The organism is Candidatus Cardinium hertigii (assembly GCF_003788695.1).
Genome location: NZ_RARA01000024.1, coordinates 102,085 through 121,808, shown reverse-complemented (window position 1 = coordinate 121,808; position 19,724 = coordinate 102,085). Strand labels below are relative to the sequence as shown.

At 36.6% G+C, this 19,724-nt stretch carries 12 protein-coding genes and 2 tRNA genes; 7 read left to right on the top strand and 7 right to left on the bottom strand.

Features of this window, described 5'->3' with window-relative positions; translation table 11 throughout:
• Positions 1-584: 584 nt before the first annotated feature.
• On the top strand, positions 585-3,371 hold the full coding sequence (locus tag EDM02_RS02995; RefSeq protein ID WP_123662977.1) for a TolB-like translocation protein: 2,787 nt from the start codon (positions 585-587) through the stop codon (positions 3,369-3,371).
• Positions 3,372-4,047: 676 nt separating this feature from the next.
• On the opposite strand, the gene EDM02_RS02990 is transcribed toward EDM02_RS02995, so the two are convergent.
• The 4 genes from EDM02_RS02990 to EDM02_RS02975 all read right to left on the bottom strand — a co-directional run bounded on the left by EDM02_RS02990 (position 4,048) and on the right by EDM02_RS02975 (position 7,235).
• Positions 4,048-4,137, bottom strand: a tRNA-Ser gene (locus EDM02_RS02990).
• A gap of 87 nt (positions 4,138-4,224) precedes the next feature.
• Positions 4,225-5,229, bottom strand: coding sequence for an esterase/lipase family protein (locus EDM02_RS02985; RefSeq protein WP_123662975.1), 1,005 nt, complete (start codon positions 5,227-5,229; stop codon positions 4,225-4,227).
• Positions 5,230-5,293: 64 nt separating this feature from the next.
• Complete coding sequence (gene dnaN, locus EDM02_RS02980; RefSeq protein ID WP_123662973.1) at positions 5,294-6,406, bottom strand: DNA polymerase III subunit beta; 1,113 nt, start codon at positions 6,404-6,406, stop codon at positions 5,294-5,296.
• 331 nt (positions 6,407-6,737) lie between these two features.
• Positions 6,738-7,235 carry a dihydrofolate reductase gene (locus EDM02_RS02975; protein WP_123662971.1) on the bottom strand — a complete coding sequence of 166 codons (498 nt, stop codon included), beginning with the start codon at positions 7,233-7,235 and terminating at the stop codon, positions 6,738-6,740.
• 168 nt (positions 7,236-7,403) lie between these two features.
• Between EDM02_RS02975 and EDM02_RS02970 the strand changes: the two genes are divergently transcribed.
• From EDM02_RS02970 to trmB, 4 genes are all read left to right on the top strand, one after another.
• A tRNA-Ala gene (locus EDM02_RS02970) sits at positions 7,404-7,477 on the top strand.
• Positions 7,478-7,671: 194 nt separating this feature from the next.
• The gene (gene map / locus EDM02_RS02965) at positions 7,672-8,430 is read left to right on the top strand and encodes a type I methionyl aminopeptidase (RefSeq protein WP_123662970.1); all 759 of its coding nucleotides are present in this window, start codon (positions 7,672-7,674) and stop codon (positions 8,428-8,430) included.
• A gap of 418 nt (positions 8,431-8,848) precedes the next feature.
• Positions 8,849-12,334 (top strand): sodium:solute symporter family protein, encoded by a 3,486-nt coding sequence (locus tag EDM02_RS02960; RefSeq protein WP_184891108.1) that lies wholly within the window; start codon positions 8,849-8,851, stop codon positions 12,332-12,334.
• 21 nt (positions 12,335-12,355) lie between these two features.
• Positions 12,356-13,057, top strand: a complete 702-nt coding sequence (gene trmB, locus EDM02_RS02955; protein WP_123662966.1) for a tRNA (guanosine(46)-N7)-methyltransferase TrmB — start codon at positions 12,356-12,358, stop codon at positions 13,055-13,057.
• Here the strand turns inward: trmB and EDM02_RS02950 are convergent.
• Both EDM02_RS02950 and tyrS read right to left on the bottom strand, forming a co-directional pair.
• Positions 13,018-14,556, bottom strand: coding sequence for a YifB family Mg chelatase-like AAA ATPase (locus EDM02_RS02950; RefSeq protein WP_123662964.1), 1,539 nt, complete (start codon positions 14,554-14,556; stop codon positions 13,018-13,020). The genes trmB and EDM02_RS02950 overlap by 40 nt on opposite strands.
• A gap of 32 nt (positions 14,557-14,588) precedes the next feature.
• Positions 14,589-15,878 carry a tyrosine--tRNA ligase gene (gene tyrS, locus EDM02_RS02945; RefSeq protein ID WP_123662961.1) on the bottom strand — a complete coding sequence of 430 codons (1,290 nt, stop codon included), beginning with the start codon at positions 15,876-15,878 and terminating at the stop codon, positions 14,589-14,591.
• 155 nt (positions 15,879-16,033) lie between these two features.
• On the opposite strand from tyrS, the gene EDM02_RS02940 reads away from it, so the two are divergent.
• Positions 16,034-17,053: a hypothetical protein gene (locus EDM02_RS02940; protein ID WP_123662959.1), complete on the top strand. Its 1,020-nt coding sequence runs from the start codon at positions 16,034-16,036 to the stop codon at positions 17,051-17,053.
• Between the two features lie 604 nt (positions 17,054-17,657).
• On the opposite strand, the gene EDM02_RS02935 is transcribed toward EDM02_RS02940, so the two are convergent.
• Positions 17,658-18,902, bottom strand: coding sequence for an MFS transporter (locus EDM02_RS02935; protein WP_123662957.1), 1,245 nt, complete (start codon positions 18,900-18,902; stop codon positions 17,658-17,660).
• A gap of 200 nt (positions 18,903-19,102) precedes the next feature.
• On the opposite strand from EDM02_RS02935, the gene EDM02_RS02930 reads away from it, so the two are divergent.
• On the top strand, positions 19,103-19,711 hold the full coding sequence (locus tag EDM02_RS02930) for a phospholipase D-like domain-containing protein (protein WP_123662955.1): 609 nt from the start codon (positions 19,103-19,105) through the stop codon (positions 19,709-19,711).
• Positions 19,712-19,724 lie beyond the last annotated feature (13 nt).

The following is a 19,724-nucleotide window of genomic DNA, read 5'->3' as shown; positions in this document are numbered from 1 at the left end:
CTAATGGCTAAAAAGAAAAAAAGAGCATAATGGGTTTTTAACATATTCAAATCTGGTAATTTTTTAGAAAAAATGGTTTCAGAAATGCGTTTTCAAAACTATACAACTACAAAGAAATTTACAAAAAAAATAAGAAATGGCTAATGCACATAGCTACCAGCGTAAATCCGATTATAATGAGGTTATCCTAATATATCCATATTTAAACCAAAAGCTAAACAGTACGGGTATAATTTGAAGTGACCACTAAATATTTAATACCAATACGTTTATTCTTAAAATCTGAAGAATATTCATATGGTATTGGTTACTATATGGTTAATCATTTTGGAAACCCATTTATAATTATTACAATAAAAACTACTATTGTGTTTTTGGTAAACCATTAAATCAAGTGATATAGCCTTATTTTGTAAATTATTTTCTTATATTACTTTCTTTACATAACAAGTCGCTCTTCTTGAAAGTAGCTTTATGCTTTCTTAGGCCTAATTTTTTTATTTCGAATGATTTTTAAGCTTTTTCTATTTATTATCACTTGTTGCTGTTTTTTGCTGGGTAGTTTTCCTACTTATGCCGAATGCATGCAAAAAATAGAAACCCCCCATTTTAGTATAGCGTTTGATAAACGTACGATGAACCAAGCACAGCGTATAGCCAATACGTTAGAAACCATTTATAAGCCTGTCTCTAGATCATTGGGCATTTATCCCGGCGCTATTCGTTTATGGTTAAATAATCAATCTGCTGAAGCCAACTCCTGTTTTTCTTCACCGCCGCGTCAGTTGATGTTTTCTAATTTCTATCCTGCTAATCCCTATTTTTGTGGCAATGCTGATTTTATAAGCCTTTTATGTATACATGAGTTCAGGCATGTAGTGCAACATAGTATTCAATATCATTATACACCTTTTCTGCTTAAGCCTTTCTACTTTTGGGGGAATACGATTACCTGTAGTGGTGTTCCAAGTTTTTTTAGTGAAGGTGATGCAGTTTGCGTGGAAACAGCACTTACCAAAAGTGGACGTGGACGTTTCCCTGGATGGGAAAAGTTGTATAAAGTTAATCTACTGGAACGTAAACCAATTAGTTTTGGCAAACAATTGTTTGGTTCTTATCAACATAGAATGCCAGGTATATATAGATTAGGTTATTATTTTTGTACACACATACGGAAGAAGTATGGTGCGCAAGCGATTAGGGCTATTTATGAAAAAAGTGTGCGCAGGGTTCCTTTTTTTGGATTTTATAATGCTATAAAAGAAGTTACCAAAAAGTCAGTATTAGAAATATATAAGGAAATGAACCAAGAGCTGTTATGGGGTTGGCAAAAACAGTTAGAAGGATTAAGCATTACGCCTGCCACCCACATTACTATTCAACCATCAGCAGATACAACAGATCCTATTGATTACATCAAGCCCTTTATGGATGTATCAGGTAACCTAAAGGCTTGGAAGAAGGGCTTAGGCGTACGTCCTCAATTGGTAAGCTTGTCTCCCCATTCTTTTTCTAAATCGACTGCTTTATTGAAAAAAGCTTCTACTCATTTTCAAGAAACACGATGCTGCTTTACCCGCGATATCCTTGCTCCTGCTGCTTTTGATATAGGGCAGGGATGTGCAGCTTGGTTAGAAAGCTGTTTGCACCCTTGGCAAGGAAAGACGCTGGAAAATCGTACATATAATTATACGGTTCGTTTGCAATATTATGATTTTAAGAGCAAAAAAAATCGAACGCTTACTAAAAACTGTAGATATAATGCGCTAGCTATAAGTCCTAATACTGCTCAATTGGTTGCGGTAGAGGTGGACAAAGGTGGTACCATTTACTTGGTTATTTTAGAAACCCAGCAGGGTAGGGTTCTCAAAAAAATAGATAATGCAGCGGGTGGTTATTATTTAACGCCCAGTTGGTGCGATGAAGCGCATATAGTGGCCATACACACCAAGGAAGGACAAAATAGTATTGTACGGATTAATGTGCATACAGACAAAGTGGAAATACTTTTGCCTTATTCCTATGAACATAGAAATTCCCCTAAGATATATAAAGATTATTTGCTCTATAACAGTTCTTATAATGGTATTGATAACATTTATGCAATGCATTTACCTACCAAGCATGGTTTTCAGGTTACCTCACGAAAATATGGTGCCTATCTAGGTATGGTGGATCCTGTAAACCATCAACTTGTTTTCAATGATTATACTAAAGATGGTATGGCCATAGCAGTTATGCCTTTTGATCCGCTTTCGTGGCTACCCCTAGAAAGGGTAGAAGATAGAACAGTACGTCACTATGAGACTTTGGTTGCACAAGAAAATAATAGTGATATATTAGCACAGGTCCCTGAACATGTCTATCCCATAACCAACTATAACTTTTGGAGAGATAGTTTAGGTTTTAGCAGTATAGCATTAGATGAGCCCAAGATCATAGGAGGTAAAGTGCTGTTGCCTGAATTACTAAGCTTACAGCATAATTTTAAAGCTCGTCCCCATTTCTATCATCAATTTAATCCAGAGTGGAAGGACCAAAACAATGAACAAAAGACCAGTGCATTAGGTTTAGATATACAATATCAAACCTGTTATCCAATTCTAAATGCGGATTTTAGTTTCCAACGAAAATTATCTGTGCAGGATAAGACTTCCTGGAGGAAACAACTAGAAGTAGGTATAAAGTTTCCCTATTATTTTACGTTGGATAGTTCTAGTGGAGAAACCTATTTACACATTAGTCCTATACTAAGGCTATTTGATAAAGGAAATATTTTAGATTATGTGCAATATAAATTTATGATAAAAAATGCAGCTACGAGCTGTATAAAAGATATGCATGCGCCTTGGTCTCAACAACTTGATATAAGTTATAATCATAGATTCGAGCATACCGAGACATATAGTTATGACCTTGACTGGAATGTTCAATTTCATCTTTTTTTTCCAGGGATTTTCCCTCATCATTATACCGGTTTGATACCAGAGTGTCAATATAGGCATTACTCGAAAGAGCATGTTTTGTTTCCCAAATCTGAAATCTTACCCAAATTCCAGCTACTTTATGGTTTTCCTTTATATCTAGACGACTGGCAGATACCACTGATCTGGTTTTTAAGAAAGGCGAGCTTTGCAGTTAGCTATGCTATTCAACCAGCAGGATGGATTAATAAGCTAGATAATTTACGCCTTCAAGATACGCAACATACTATAACTCCACAATTAACTTTTTGGAATGGTTTCTTATCTATTGAATCCTATGATCCTGTTAAAGTTTTGATAGCTTTTCCTTTCCATTGGAAAAAAGACCTAAATAAGCAATGGAAGTTCTCTTGGAAACCAAAATTGGAATGTACACTTGCATGGTAGGTAGTAGGTAGTATCCGTTCACGTGCGTAGCAGAAGTGTTATATCCGTTCACATGCGTGGCAGCCGTATTTTATAGATTATTTAAAGCTACTTTTTTTGCTTGATCAAAAAAAGTAGCCAAAAAAAATCAAGCGCTGGTGAAAAAACTGCTGAAAAGAAAGGAAAAAAACCGAAAATCAAATCTCGCTCCTACGGTTACTCAATGGATTTGGAAAGCTCGCAAGGCGCGCGAGGGTGAAGCGCACGCAGCATAGTAGAACTATGTGAGTACGATGAATCCCGAAGCGGAAACACAGCCAGCTTTTCAAAGACGAAGAGTAAGCTTACTCAATGGATTTGGAAGGCTCGCAAGGCGCGCGAGGGTGAAGCGCACGCAGCATAGTAGAACTATGTGAGTACGCTGAATCCCGAAGCGGAACAGGGGTCCCCGCCAGATGATATATCTGGTGGGGTAAAGCGCAGCCAGCTTTTCAAAGACGAAGAGTAGGCTCAGACAGGCTGATTTTCTTTTATTTTTTCCTTTCTTTTCAGCAGTTTTTTCAAGGCGCATTTTCAAGGCGCATTTTCAAGGTGCGTTTTTTATGATTTTGCATTATTATACTATCGCTAATTGTTGCGAACGTAAACGGATACGCATAGTTCACACGACTAAACGGGTATGGTTTTATAGGATGTGCGGAGTAGGAGGGATTCGAACCCCCGGTACCATTATCAATGGCACATCCGTTTTCGAGACGGACACTTTCAACCACTCAGACACTACTCCAGTAAACCACAAAATAATAGTATTATTTTCCACTTATTAAGCGATTGAATGTTACATAATACTGCGTAACATCAGCTATTATTTTAGTTATATTTGCGTAAGTGCTTTTTTAGTAAATTTTATAATGGCATGCAATACGCGAGGATTCGAAAGAATATTTCTATATGGTGGAACCGTTACAATAGTCCAAACCTTTCTACTATGAAAGACATCTTTGATAAAAATTCTTTTGAAATTTTTCTTATTTTTTGGTACAATATTTAGCGCAAGCTGGCTATAAAGAGGAATATACATATCGTGACTACGATTGCATTTCGCTTCTCCTACTATTAACCAAGTATACATGCTATTTAAAGCTTTAAAAGAATGCGGTATCTTTTTGGGTACAAGGGCCCTAAAATCATCTTGCCCTCCTCCTATAGCTAATATAGGCACTTTTGTATGAGGAAGCGTTTTTTTGATCTCGCACAAAAATGTACTATCAACTAGTAAATCTTTTGCGCCAGGGAAGTGCAGTATGCTTTGATGATTTTTAATTTCTAACTTAAGTTGCTCAGTAAGGGTATCAGCAGGATACCCAAGGCTCAGGGAAAGCATACGCAGGTCGTTTAAAACAGGATCCGTTAAATGTTCTAGTAACATTTTTTCATTTACCCTACCACCAGGCGAACCTTCCCATGGGGTGGCCAATGTAACCAGCCCTTTTACCTGTAATAGGTGTGCATACTGCTTGAGTAAAGCATACGCACGCACTCCACCCTGGCTATGGCCTATAAATACAATAGACTTATTGCCTAGATCAGCTACCTTTTGATTAAGTTCTTTGAAGCTCACTTCAACTTGTTCTTGTATAGAAAGGTTTAAGCTTTGCATCTTTTCAACATTAGCCAATGCAACCACAGTAGCACAAGGAAAGGCTTGCTCCAGTTTTGTTTGTATTGTTTTTAAAGAAGCAACATTGTTGGCAAATCCATGGAAGAGAACAATGAGTTGGTTGTGTTTATTTTCATCTGATTTTGCTTGGGAAAAATTTGTAGTCAATAATAAAAAAATCGCAATAAAACGAAAAAGGTTAGAAGCATATGGTATCATGAGTCTTATAAAGAATATAAATAAAATAGATGCGAAAGATTAAAGAGCGATATAAAATAAACGATTAAAAAATAACAGGCATAATCAACAATAGTAGATGTTCATGCTGATCTTGTACTTTAGGAAAAATTAAAACAGCCTTATTAGCTTCCCAGAAGAAAAATTCTATTTCTTCTGTTATTATGCTAGAAAGCATATCTAATAAAAGTTTTGCATTAAACCCTATTTCTAATGGTAAACCTTCATACATACAAACAAGTCGTTCTTTTGCTTCATTGGAAAAATCCAAATCTTCTGCAGAAAGTGCCAGTTCGTTATCTATAATGGTTAATTTTACCTGATGGGTAGCCTTGTTGGCATAAATAGCGATACGTCTTAAAGAACTTACGAGCGCAGGCCTATTTATGGTAAGCTTACTAGTATGCTCCTTTGGTATGACATTTTCGTAATCTGGATAACGTTCGTCTACTAATCTAGCAATAACACTAATGTTATCGATATGAAATTGGATTTTATGTTGATCAAAAGAAACGTTTGCAGTTTTATTTTTACCACCCAAAAGGCCATTTAAAAGCATCAATGCTTTTTTAGGCACAATAATTGGGCTTTGTGTAGATGCTGTCAGATCGTAACGATTGTAACGAACCAACCGATGCCCATCCGTAGCCACAAAAGTCGCCATGGTATTGGTTAACGTTATATATACACCGGACATAGCCGGTTTAAGTTCATCATTGCTCGTCGCAAACATGGTTTTTTGTAAAACGCTTTTCAGTACATCCACCTCTGTATGGAATGTTATACCATCAGTGATAGCGGTTAGTTGTGGAAAATCACTAGCGTTCTCTCCTGCTAACTTATAATAACCATTGTCAGATTTAATAGAAATCGTATAAGAATTTGGATTAATTTCTATCCTAATAGGCTGTTCTGGCAAGTTTTTAACCGTATCCAGTAACATACGGGCGGGTATAGCCACACTTATTTGTATATCTGAGGTAATCCCTAAAGAAGCACTTAAGGAAGTCTGTAAATCGGACGCCGTTACGATCAAACGATCAAAATCTATCTGAAAAAGAAAATTTTCTAAGATCGGTACAATCGGATTACGGGCTATAACCCCACTAATAGCAGTGAGCTGTTGCGATAGCAAAGCTGATGATATCGTAAACTCCATAATTGATTTCTTTATTGTTTATACGGTTTTATATGGTAATGGTATGGTTGCTACTTTATCTTTTATGATGTAAAGAGATAATCCTTATTTAGCCACTTACATAAAACTAGCCACTTACATAAAACCATCTATATATCCATAAAAAAACGCCTTGTTCTAGGCAGGCAGCCAAAACCAAAAACAAAACCAAAAGTATATTGTATATAAAATGTGAATTTAAGTAAAAAAACGTAAAAGTTATTACCTTTGCTCAGTTTATGGTAAACTGGCTACATGTTTTCAACATTTTCTTCCTGTTTTCCCCATACCATACATTCATAATCATAATTTTTCAACACCCCCCCTGCTTTTCCAATACAATAAACTCATAATCATACAAATTATGTGCATCTGCTTTACAAGAAATTATAGAACGTTGCACCCATTCTTCTCCGAGTAAAGGAAAATAAGTATCACCCAGTAAGTTAACATAAATTTTTGTTAAATAAATCCTACTAGCCAAAGGTAGGGTCTGTTCATAAATCTGCCCCCCTCCTATTATAAATAACTCTAATGCCCCTTGCTCCCTTGCCAAGTTGATACCTGCTTCTATGCTTCTTACTACATAATAACCACTAACTGACGCTTTCATTTGTGTACTGACAACTATACTGATGCGATTCGGTAAGATACAGCCAATGGAACGAAAAGTATGGCTGCCCATTAACAAGTGATGCCCCAGCGTCTTTTTTTTAAATTCCTTTAAATCAGCTGGTATATGCCATGGAAGCTTATTTTCTTTTCCAATTACCCTATTTAACGATGTGGCAACCATAAGGGATATAACCATATGTATACATTTTAAAAATATCTTCAATTCCTAAATAAAACGATTTTTATTTGATTTATTCAATCAACCCTATTAAATTCGCTTAGTGGGTAGAATTCAACAAATGGGTAGAATTCAACACACTAGTATAACAACAGCTAGATTACGTAGTTGTGGTATTAAAAATTTGGGGGATTAGCTCAGCTGGCTAGAGCACTTGCTTTGCAAGCAAGGGGTCATCGGTTCGAATCCGATATTCTCCACTTTTGTTTGATGGACTCGATTGACTGTTGTCCAGTGCTAGTAAAATTATTAAGGCTTTCTTTTGCTTTGGTTTTTTTTAATAGGGGACTGTTGTGTATTCCAGCAGCAGCCAATATCCTTTGTTTAAGTATGAAAGCAATAGTTGAGTGGAGCTGATAGTCACATTCCGTTACCTGGTTTAGATTGCCTTTATATGATCAACAGACGAACGAGGGCTGAACTAAAGCTATTGCGACAAGCCGGCCATATTGTAGCACTGTGTCATAATACTTTAAAAAATGTTATCCAGCCAGGTATCAGCGGTTTAGCCTTAGACGCAATGGTAGAAGAAATCATCCGAAGTCACAACGCTTATCCTGTATTTAAGGGCTATCGTGGTTTCCCGAATGCTACTTGCATTTCTATTAATGATGGCGTGGTGCACGGCATACCTACCAAACAAATATTAACTTCAGGAAACATTGTCAGCATTGACATAGGTGTCAAATATAAAGGCTATATTGGAGATAGTGCTTGGACCTACGGCGTAGGTAAAATTTCTGATACACAAAAGTTTTTGTTAGAGCATACTGAAAAAGCTTTATGGGAGGGACTGAGCGTTATTAAAGCAGGTACACACCTCTCTACTATTTCTCATGCTATAGGTACATATGCTGTGCAACACAACTTAGGTATTGTCAAAGAGCTAAGTGGACATGGGGTAGGTACCAAATTACATGAACCACCTATCATTCTCAACTATGGCAAGCCCAATGAAGGACCTAGGTTACAAGCTGGTATGGTATTGGCCATAGAGCCTATATTAAATTTAGGTAATACAGCTATCAAAACTTTACAGGACGGTTGGACAATTGTTACCAGTGATGGGAAAGATTCAGCCCACTTTGAGCATACTATCGTTGTGGAAGAAGAAGGATATACGGTTTTAACCGCCTTGATGTCCAACTGCTAAAGCTACTTTTTTTGCTTGATCAAAAAAAGAAGTATAATTATTACTGCTTATTATGGTTCTATTTATAAATTTAATTTATGGGAAATAAATATTTGGTATTTATGTATAGTATAGTTATTTTATAATTCGTAATTAACGTAACGATCTTCACATCTGCCTTATATTTGACTTTATTACCAATACTTTTATTACCAGCTATGTACCAGCTCAGCTATGCGTTTAACTTAATGTATAATGTATCTTAGTATCCTCCGGTTACTGCTACCTGTTACTGCTACGGCAAAAACTGCTGTACAAATACAAATACCATAAATTTTTTTCTATTCCAACGGTCTCGCAGTGCTTATGCTGTTATTATGCCAACTGATCAATTTCAAAGTAAGCGCATACAACTTCCCAAAAACCATTATTTATGAACATGGATGTAATCATCGTAGCCCTATTCTTAATTATAACCCTTGTAATTGGGATGTATTATGGTAGAGGGATTAAAACATTTCAAGAATATGCAGTAGGAGACAGAAAAATGTCTAGTATAGTCATTGCATTTTCGTTAGTGGCTACTATCTATGAGGGTGGCTGCTTAGAAGTAAGTCTATTCAATTGGTATCACAGGCCGTTTTTTACTCTGGCTTTCACTGTAATACCTGTTTTATTTTATATCTTTTTTCCTAGATTTTTTATTGTAAGAATGAAAGAATTTTTAGGCCATCTTTCTATAGCTGAGTCTATGGGCAGTATATATGGCCCTATGGTTCGAATGTGCGTAGCCTTATTAAGTATCGTATATGCAATAGGATTATTGACCGTTCAAATTAAAGTTGGTTTAGACATTACAAAAATTTTATTACCTAACGCAGGCGCTTATGCAGCTATTATATTAACGTTACTATTTATTACGTATGCTGCTGTTGGTGGTGCAAGAGCTGTAACCTATACAGATGTTTATCAATTTTTTATTTTTTGCCTCTGTTGCCCTATGGTATTTTTTGTACTGCTGTATTATACAGATGCTATCTCAATAACTAGTTGGCAACGATTACAAGATATACCACAATTTAGCATGAGCCCATGGCATTGGAATATTGCTCCCAAAAAAGAGGTGTGTTATTATGCTATTTTTGCCAGTTTGGTGTACTTTCGTCCTTCCATGATACAACGTTTTTATATGGCGTCTTCTATACGGAAGGCCGTAAAAATATTTAATACGATATGGATAAGTTGGCTAGCCCTTGCGGTAATTTTTTTAAGCATTGCGATGGTACTGCATTTAGGGAACCATCCTATTCAACCCAATCAAAATGTACTCCAATATATACTTGAACAAACTTATTTCCCATTTATGAAAGTTATGTTGATAACAACTAGTATTGCCCTACTTATGTCTTCAGCTGACTCTGAGTTGCATGTTGTTGCCGTTTTGTTTACCAACGATATCTGGCCTATGCTCACACGTTTAGTGAGCTATCGTATATCTTTCATAAAGGTTACACGTATAGCTGCTACCGTAGTAGGCATCATCAGCTTAGTGGCCGCACTATATACAAGTACAAACAAAACAGAGCAATTATTGCTAACCACTGTTTGCTTATATGCACCTATTTATATAATCCTATTCTTTACCTGTTGTGGCTTTAGACCGCGCCCTATTACTGTTTTAGTAACCATAAGCATCCCTACCTGTATAACACTTTTTTACTTGATTTATCAAGGAGTCATGTTATCAGGGACGCATTTTTTTGTCTTACTATTTTCCAGTATAACCACACTGCTACTTACCCACTGCCTACTTCCTAAACGTCCACATACTGGTTGGATAGGTATTAAAGACCGTAGCGCATGGGATCTACAAAAACAAGAAATCAAACGGTGGTGGCAAAAACGGTTGCAACAGTTGACTAGCCTTGTTACAAAACAATATCGAGCAGGCCTTTTTCCAAAACAGGCTAATACTTTTATCTTGTTAGGTATCTATATTATTATCAGTACAATTATATCGATCTGTTATATGCAAAAAACATACTTTTTTCCTTATGTATATGTATATATGATAGTCATGGCCATTGGAACGATTGTAGCCCTTTATCCCGCTTTGCACTCCTATAAAAAAGAGGGTAATGTTTTCCTCCATTGGGTATGGCCTGGGTTGTTATTTCTATTGTTTTTTGGTTTCAATATACAATTTGCTAAGCTGAGCCATTTTAGTCCTATGGTTTGTACGCTATTTGTCTGTCATATAGGCTTAAGTATTATTTTATTATCCTTAGAGGTAAGTATTAGTATGTTGTGTTTAGCCATGATGATGCATACGTACATTCCCCCTCATATTTCTTTTTATAGTGTATTTTGGAAAAATTTTCAATCATTTTCGTTGGAACTACATTTTGCTTTAGTGCTTTTAGGGATAGTGGTAGGAGGATTAGGCGTCTATAAAAGTTTACGTGATAAAGCTAACGCTAAATTGAAAATTCTAGAACTTACTAGGTCCTATGAGCATAAAATTGCATTAGAAGCTATTTATAACCAGGCCAATCGGTTTAGACTAGATAGAACGAATGGTAGTAATCTACTTAGGGAAATGTGTAAAAGGTTGCAAGCGCCCTCTCACTATCTCTATACACACCATCAAGAAAAATTAGGAGAAGAAATTAACATCTTTATGAAAAAGTTGCGTCAATTTAGCAGCTTATTGTTACAAAACGCTAAAGCAAAATACAGCCTAGAATTGAATGCCAAAGCGGTAAAATCAGTAGCCATTGAATCAGTAATTACAAAGACCTATCGATATCTCCATGAGATAAAAGCATCTATACAGCTGCTTTTGCGTGGCCAAACAAAGGTCAAAAAGTTGCTAGCAGATCCTGAGCTTTTTGAGTGTTTTTTGACTTTAAACCTAATGGAAATCAGTAGAAGTAAACAAGCCGTAGATCATGTGGTCACATTAACGATTGCAGATACTGTTTTACATTATAATAAACCCATCATCCCGCAATCCACTGGACATGGAACGCTTATGTTACCAGCATTGGCTTTTTGTATGAGTACCGATACCACCGTGCAAAAGATCCTATCAGGATATGAGGTTAGGGATGAGCTAACAGCATTTCATTTACCTAAAACAGAAAAAGAAGTCTACCAAACTGAAAGTAGACAGATTGTACAAGCCCATGGCGGATATACGGAAATAATAGACACTGAATCAGCTTTAACTTGCCTTTACGTGTTACCAGTAGCTGGTACACGGGTAATGCATTTTAAAACTTATGACCCTACTGATTTAGTGGCGGATAAGATAGCAGAAACGCCTGAAAGCTTAGCTCAAGAAAAAGAGTTAATAGCGTTACTTACTACCAAAACTGCTTTGACTCAAGAAATGGTAGAAAAAACCATCGCTTTTATTAAAAATGTACATGGATTGACCGTACGTAAATCGGGCCTTCCTTTTTATACCCATCCCATGGCAGTAGCGCAAATACTCTTAGAGGTTACCAATGACCCATCCACCATTCTAGCTGGTTTGCTACATGATGTGGTAGAAGATTCATCTGTCACATTGAATCAATTAGAACTGATGTATGGACCTGAAGTGGCTTCTATTGTAGAGATAATAACCCATTACAATACCAGTGGTTATCCATGGAAATTAGATAATACAGAAAACAAAAATATGCTAAAGCAGTGTAAAGATATACGTATAGTGCAAGTGAAACTTGCCGATAGACTTCACAATATTCGAACTTTATATGCCCGTCAATTGGTAGATCAAAAACGAATAGCGCAAGATACCATGAATTTTTATATACCATGGGGCCATAAACATAATATTTGTTCGAAATGGTTAGCAGAGATGCAACGAATTTGTGAAAATATTTTGGGGATGGCTAAAAAAACGCACCTTGAATAAATACAATGTATTATTCTATCTATGCGACAGAAATTGCAACGTTTTGAAGCAAATAAATGGTTAAATAATCTTATAGAACCAGGAAAAGCTATTTATAAAACCATCAAGGGGCAATGGAATAATTTGTATTTTCCAAATAACCAACCTATTACCCTAGAAATGGGTTGTGGGCATGGTGCCTATACAGTGGGATTGGGTAAAACATTTCCAGAAAGAAATTTTATAGGTATTGATATCAAAGGAGATCGATTGTGGAAAGGAGCGCAAGAAGCTCAAGATGGTCACTTACACAATGTGGCTTTTTTACGTATTCCCATAACGCAACTGCTAGATTTTTTTGAAGAAAATGAAATATCTGAAATTTGGATTACTTTTCCAGATCCGAGACCCAAAAATAAGGATATCAAACGTAGACTTACGGCTCTTCGTTTTTTGAAGCTATATGAAATTATTCTGATAGATAGCGGAAAAGTACACTTAAAAACCGATAGTACCTTGTTATTTCAGTATACATTGGATCTCCTCCAGCAGCAAGCGTTACAACTGCTCAGCTATACAACCGATTTATATGGCTCTTCTCTAATAAAGGATCATCTGGGCATTCAAACCACTTACGAAAAACGATTTTTAGCACAAGGCATGCAGATCAGCTATTTATGTTATGCAAACCGTTGTGGTACTTCCTACTTCCCCCATCCCGCTCGATCTAGGCTACGGTATTGAATGGCTTCTGCTAAATGCAATTCTGATATATTTTCATTTCCTGCCAAATCTGCAATCGTTCTGGCTACTTTTAAAATCCTTTCGTAAGCCCTTGCAGAGAGGTCCAGTTTTTCCATAGCTATTTGTAGGAGTTTTTGTCCGGTATTAGAAATAGGACAGAATACTTTGGTCATGGTAGAAGACATTCGTGCATTGGTATAGAGCTCTATATGATCTTGGAAACGTTTTTCTTGTATTTTTCTTGCTTTAGCTACTCGCTCCCGGATAAGATGACTTGCTTCATTCTGCTTTGAAGAAGTCAATGCTTCAAAGACGACAGGGGTAACCTCTACATGGAGGTCTATCCTATCTAACAAAGGTCCACTTACCTTATTTAGGTAACGTTGTACACTAATCATGCTGCAAACACATTTTTTTTCAGGGTGGTTATAATAACCACAGGGACAAGGATTCATACTGGCCACAAGCATAAAGTTAGCTGGAAACTCAACAGAAAATTTAGCCCTTGCAATCACTACTTTACCATCTTCTAAAGGCTGACGCATAACTTCCAATACACTGCGTTTAAACTCTGGCAATTCATCTAAAAAAAGAACGCCATGGTGTGCCAAGGAAATTTCACCTGGGTGTGGAAAGGCTCCCCCTCCTACTAATGCTACATCACTAATGGTATGGTGAGGTGCTCTAAAGGGCCTAGTGGGTAAAAGACCGCAGCTATTATCCATGCGGCCAATTACGGAATAGATTTTAGTGGTTTCTAGTGTTTCAGCCAAGGTAAAGGCTGGCAAAATAGAAGGTAATCGCTTGGCAAGCATGGTTTTGCCTGCTCCGGGAGGCCCTATCATAATAACATTATGGCCACCAGCTGCAGCAATTTCCAAGGCTCTTTTGATATTTTCTTGTCCCTGTACATCTGCAAAATCTGCCTCATATGTTCCCACTTGCGTTTCAAATAGTTTACGTACATCTACTTGTATGGGATGAATAGTGCGTTTAGCTGCCAAAAACGCTATGGCTTCTGTAATATGGCTAACGGCAATTACCTCTAACTTATGCACAATTCCTGCCTCAGGCCCATTCTTTTCTGGGACAATAACCCCTTTAAAGGCATTTTTATGGGCTTCAATAGCAATAGGTAATACACCCTTTACCGGTCTAAGAATTCCATCTAGGGCCAATTCTCCCATAATTAGATAATCAGACAAATACACTAAGTTACACTGTTCTGAGGCATGTATAATAGACAAGGCAATAGGCAAGTCATAGGAAGCCCCTTCTTTACGTATGTCTGCTGGAGCAAGATTTACAATTACACGTTGCCGCGGCATGGCATATTGGATCTGCTTTAATACAGATTCTATTCGATGTTGACTTTCTTTAATGGCACTATCTGGAAGCCCTACCATAAATAAACCAGTTCCATTCACAATGCTTACCTCTATAGAAATCATAAAGGCATTGACCCCATATACAGCGCCACTAAAAGAACTAGTGATCATTTTTTTGCAAGAAGAAATAATTGAATAGATAATTATTGAACTACCATAAGGTAATAATTTTTCTTGCCTTTCTGTACCAATAGGTAACGACTATGTAGTAAAATAAAATCTGGCTTTTGATAGGGATCAGTGATTAATACCTTATTAATCATAATACCATGCGAAGCAATCATTCGTTTTGCTTCTGATTTAGATGTCATAATAACTCCTTCTGTAGTTACCGATAACAAAGAAATAATGGAATCTACTGTATTTAATGTAGCTTGTGTAATATGAATCTTAGGTATAGTTGCACAAACCGTTAGTAAATCATCTTCACTTAATGCATATAGCTCATGCATCGAATAAACATTACTAAAAAGAATATGAGAGCTAACGATGGCCTTGCTGCAAGCTTCTTCTGAATGCACCATAGTAGTTACCATCTTAGCTACCGTTTGCTGCAAAAGACGTGTTTCTGGTTTAGCTTGATGGGCCACAATAAGCGCTTCTATCTCCTCTTTGCTACAGCATGCAAAAACTTTAATTAATTTCTCAACCTCATAATCCGTACAGTTTAGTAAGAATTGGTAAAGCTCATAAGGAGAAGTTTTAGAAGCATCTAGCCATACATTAGCCCCAGCTGTTGTTTTTCCAAATTTTATGCCATCTGAACGGGTAAACAATGGGGCTGTTATGGCAAAGGCTTGTGCATGTGCTTTTTTACGAATAAGTTCTATACCTGTAGTTAAGTTTCCCCATTGATCAGCCCCTCCCATCTGCAACGTCACGCCCTTATTTAAATAGAGGTAGTAAAAATCAAAACCCTGTAAGAGTTGATAAGCAAACTCTGTATAAGAGATACCTGTTTCTATCCGCCTTTTTACACTATCCTTAGCCATCATATAACCAATAGGAATATGCTTCCCTACATCACGTAAAAAGGATAAGAACGAAATGTCCCTTAGCCAGTCAAAATTGTTGAGTACAACGGCTTTATTTTTACCAGTATCAAAGTCTAAAAACTTTTTCAATTGCTGGCTAATACAATCTTCGTTGTGACGTATTATTTCTTCTGGTAGAAACAGCCGCTCTTGCGCTTTCCAAGAAGGATCTCCCACCATCGCCGTAGCACCACCTACTACTACAATAGGCTTATGACCTGCTTCTTGAAAGTGTTTTAAGAGCATTAATGTAACCAAATTACCTAAATGCAAAGAAGAGGCTGAAGGCTCAAACCCAATATAGCCAGTGACCATACTGTTACTAAGATGCTCTTCTATACCAGGTACTATATCATGAATCATACCACGCCAGCGCAAATTGGCAACAAAATTTTTCATATAAATCAAATTTTAAATAACCGTAATGAATAGACAAAATTTAATTGATCATGGTTATGGGTTAGGAGACGTAGTAGAACATTTTAATATCCCAGTTATAATTATACCTCACAAAAAATTAAGGGAACTTTTGGATATATGGATATATTAAAAAATTGGCTAAAAATAATGCGTTGCATTTAGCAAATACTACCTTTTCTTGCTTACATGATAAATATACAAATAAGTTCTTGAAAAATATTAATACAAAAGGTACAGGTACAGGGCTTAATTCTAACAAGGGTGGATCAACATTGCCTGTCACTAATCAGAGAGGTAACTTTTCTGTTCTGCCAGTTAATCCTAACAATGGTAATGGTGGACCAACAATGTCTATCCCTAATCAGGGAGGTAACACTCCTCAGGGAGGTAACTCTCCTACTCTGCCAGTTAATCCTAACAATGGTAATGGTGGACCAACAATGTCTATCCCTAATCAGGGAGGTAACACTCCTCAGGGAGGGAACTCTTCTACTCTGCTAGTTAATCCTAACAATGGTGAACCAACAATGTCTATTCCTAATCAGGGAGGTAACTCTCCTCAGGGGGGTAACTCTTCTGCTCTGCCAATTAGTCTTAACAATGGTGGACCAACATCGCCTATCACTAATCAGAGAGGTAAACCTGTTGTGCCACCGAAGCCTGCATGGCTAAAATCTCTTAATCCTAATAAAGAAGTTACAGTACCAGAGCACAGCAGAGAAAAAAGCACAGCAGAGAAAAAAGTAGGAAAGCTTAATCGTAATAAGTATGCTGATGTTATAAATTGTTTGACAAACAGTCCCCTGCGAACACCATCGCAAGAGATAGCAACAAGAAGAGAACGTCCTCTTAGGCAACTAGATAATAATCACAATACAGTAGCGCAAGAAGAAAAACAAGAAAATATTGCGCCAATAGTGGTACAAAATATTGCAGCAACGAGTGCATCACCACCACCTCCACCACCGCTTGATAGGGACCGTTTTAATAAAATAAAGCTGACTTCTAGTCGTAAAGAAATTAGACCTGCGCCAGCTGAATCTGATTCACCTAAAATTAAGAATGATCAAGCTAAGCTTCCTAGTTATCTAAAAGACCCTGAATTTTTTGCACAAATAACTAATAGGCGCAAAAAAATAATAGGCGCAATGTAATTAAAGGTAAAACTAAACTAGACACAACACAGATAGATACAAACAGTAAAGAAATTTGATTTTTTGCGGCATATTTGTAACGCATAAGAAAACGCTCTGCAAGCTGAAAATCAGAACTCGCCATCTACGGTTACTTAATGGATTTGGGAAGCTGGCAAGGCGCGTGAGAGTGAAGCGCACGCAGCATAGTACGAACTATTCGAGTTCGCTCCATGATGTATGTACATACATCATGGGGACCCCAAGTACACTGAATCCCGAAACGGAACGCAGCCAGCTTTTCAAATACGAAGAATAGGCTCAAACAGGCTGATTTTCTATTAGCTTTCAGCCTGAAATTTTCTAATCACAGATTTGTTCAAGGCGCGTTTTTTACGAGTTAGTATTATTGCGCTATTGCTAATTGGTGTGAACACAGATACGTATAGGTCACATGACTGAACGGATACATATAAACGTCATCTGTATTTTATATAACGCAACGCTTGGTATAGATTTTTCTATTTTATAAAATTTTTTTTCTATTGCCACAGCTTCAGGTTGGGCCATTCAATGGCCATACAAAAATCTAAATGATAGGCTTATGTAGTGGCAAAAACGTATACTATACACTAGACTTACGTTGCATTAAACATAAGGGCATAATCGCCAATAAAAAGAAAAGGCCGGATATAGTATATATACATTTATATCCATATAGGTCTGTAAGTTTACCCATAAACATAAATCCTGCAAGTTTAAACAAATGAATCAACCATTCATACCATGATTCAACAGTTGCACGCTGATTACCTGTAATGTTATTGTGCATCACAGTGTAGACAATGGGCACTTGTGCAGTTTCTCCGATAACATGTACTAAATACAAGCACAAAGCAACAACAGCCGTAATGCGCAAATAAAAAAACAACAAAATAGGTAATCCAGATAGCAAGGCAAATGTAATCAATCTTTTTTTATCACTTATATGACTGGATATATTGACAATACCATTGGCTATAAAGCTCATTATACCAAAACTACCATACATCAATCTTAATTTGGATGAGTCTTCTAGTAAATGTTCAAAAACAGGTTGCCATGTTTTCATTAATCCAACTGCGCCTATTTGCGAAAGGCAAGTAAATAGGGTAACACTTAAAATAGATGTATGGCTGTATAAGATTTGCAAACCTTTGTGTGTTTTTTTGATTAAAGCTATAGCGCTAAATTTTGATGAATGGCTTATAAGAGCAGTAGAATGTTGGGATGGGTAAAGCTGTTTGGTATGGATCATGATAAGGCAAGCTAAAAGACAACAGCCTGCTGCCATCCACCAAGATATAGTAGAATTTGAATAAAAAGAAGCAAAGTAACCCATTATAGCTCCTGCAATATTACCCAGATTACCAAAATTTCTATTAACTATAAATTGATATTCCATTTCAGCTTTGCTATTAGGGGATGCTGTTATATTTTCTGCAATCCAGGCGTTCAAGGCACCAGATTGAAAAGATTGACCGAAACCCAGACAAAAATAGGCTAATGCCAAAATACCATATATAGGTATACTTGCTACAAATAGGTAAGCTATCGTTCTTAAAATACAACTGCTGATTAAAGCATATTTTCTACCGTATCTATCAGCTATTACACCGGTAGGGATTTCTAACAATAGGGCTCCCGCACTAGCAACTACTTCTAGTGCATTGATTTTTGTATAATTCATGCCCCTAGAAAGGAAAAAAAGGGCATCATTACCGGCAATACAAGCATGCGCAGCAGCTACCAAAAATGTAAACATACCTAAATTTCTTAGCACACGATTGGCGTAGGCAAAAGTAATAGGCATAGTAAAAATTTTGCGCATATAGGTAGATGTTATTTGAACCCATGTCTATGCTTATTTTTAAGCATAGCTTGGCTATCCTCTGTTATAACGGTATCGATATGGCCATAGGCGTGAATAGAAATATTTTTAACTGCTATAATTTCTTATTACTTTTTGTATTAATTACAAAAAGTAACCATTAAAATAATTTTTACCACATACCTGAATGGTTAATCTTTATGAAAATATATAAAATTCCAACATGGGCCCGACTTACCCATATGCAGCTTACATTTTCAGGAGCCATTATTATGGCCATGGGTAGTGTATGGGTCCACTATACCGCCTGTCAATCATCTCTTAAATCATATAACGCTACAGATACAGATATAGATATAGAAATGTATTTTACACCAGAAGATCCTTGTATGGATTTAATTATAAAAAAAATTCTATCTGCAAAAAAACGCATTCTCGTACAAGCCTATGTCATAACTTCTGAAAAAATTGCACGTGCCCTGATACAAGCGCATCAAAAAAAAATAAAGGTGCAGTTATTAGTAGATAAAAATACCCAATCCTCAAAGGGAAGTAAAATAGATTTGATGCTACAATATGGCATTCCCATTATAATCGACACACCATCTCCTTTCGGTATTGCGCATAGTAAAACAATGATTATTGATGATACATATGTAATTACAGGTTCCTTTAATTGGACCGATGGTGCCCAATTTAAAAATTCAGAAACCGTAGTAATCATAAAAGGAAAAGATAGCAATAGAAAATTCAAAAATAATTGGTACAAAAGAGCAAAATCTGGCAAGAAATTAAAGAGTATAAGGTAACGCATGGATAATG

Excerpts from the sequence above, each read along its gene's own strand:
- EDM02_RS02995 (WP_123662977.1), top strand. The coding sequence starts at position 585 with ATGCAAAAAATAGAAACCCCCCATTTTAGTATAGCGTTTGATAAACGT.
- EDM02_RS02985 (WP_123662975.1), bottom strand. The coding sequence starts at position 5,229 with ATGATACCATATGCTTCTAACCTTTTTCGTTTTATTGCGATTTTTTTA.
- dnaN (WP_123662973.1), bottom strand. The coding sequence starts at position 6,406 with ATGGAGTTTACGATATCATCAGCTTTGCTATCGCAACAGCTCACTGCT.
- EDM02_RS02975 (WP_123662971.1), bottom strand. The coding sequence starts at position 7,235 with ATGGTTATATCCCTTATGGTTGCCACATCGTTAAATAGGGTAATTGGA.
- map (WP_123662970.1), top strand. The coding sequence starts at position 7,672 with ATGATCAACAGACGAACGAGGGCTGAACTAAAGCTATTGCGACAAGCC.
- EDM02_RS02960 (WP_184891108.1), top strand. The coding sequence starts at position 8,849 with ATGGATGTAATCATCGTAGCCCTATTCTTAATTATAACCCTTGTAATT.
- trmB (WP_123662966.1), top strand. The coding sequence starts at position 12,356 with ATGCGACAGAAATTGCAACGTTTTGAAGCAAATAAATGGTTAAATAAT.
- EDM02_RS02950 (WP_123662964.1), bottom strand. The coding sequence starts at position 14,556 with ATGATCACTAGTTCTTTTAGTGGCGCTGTATATGGGGTCAATGCCTTT.
- tyrS (WP_123662961.1), bottom strand. The coding sequence starts at position 15,878 with ATGAAAAATTTTGTTGCCAATTTGCGCTGGCGTGGTATGATTCATGAT.
- EDM02_RS02935 (WP_123662957.1), bottom strand. The coding sequence starts at position 18,902 with ATGCGCAAAATTTTTACTATGCCTATTACTTTTGCCTACGCCAATCGT.
- EDM02_RS02930 (WP_123662955.1), top strand. The coding sequence starts at position 19,103 with ATGAAAATATATAAAATTCCAACATGGGCCCGACTTACCCATATGCAG.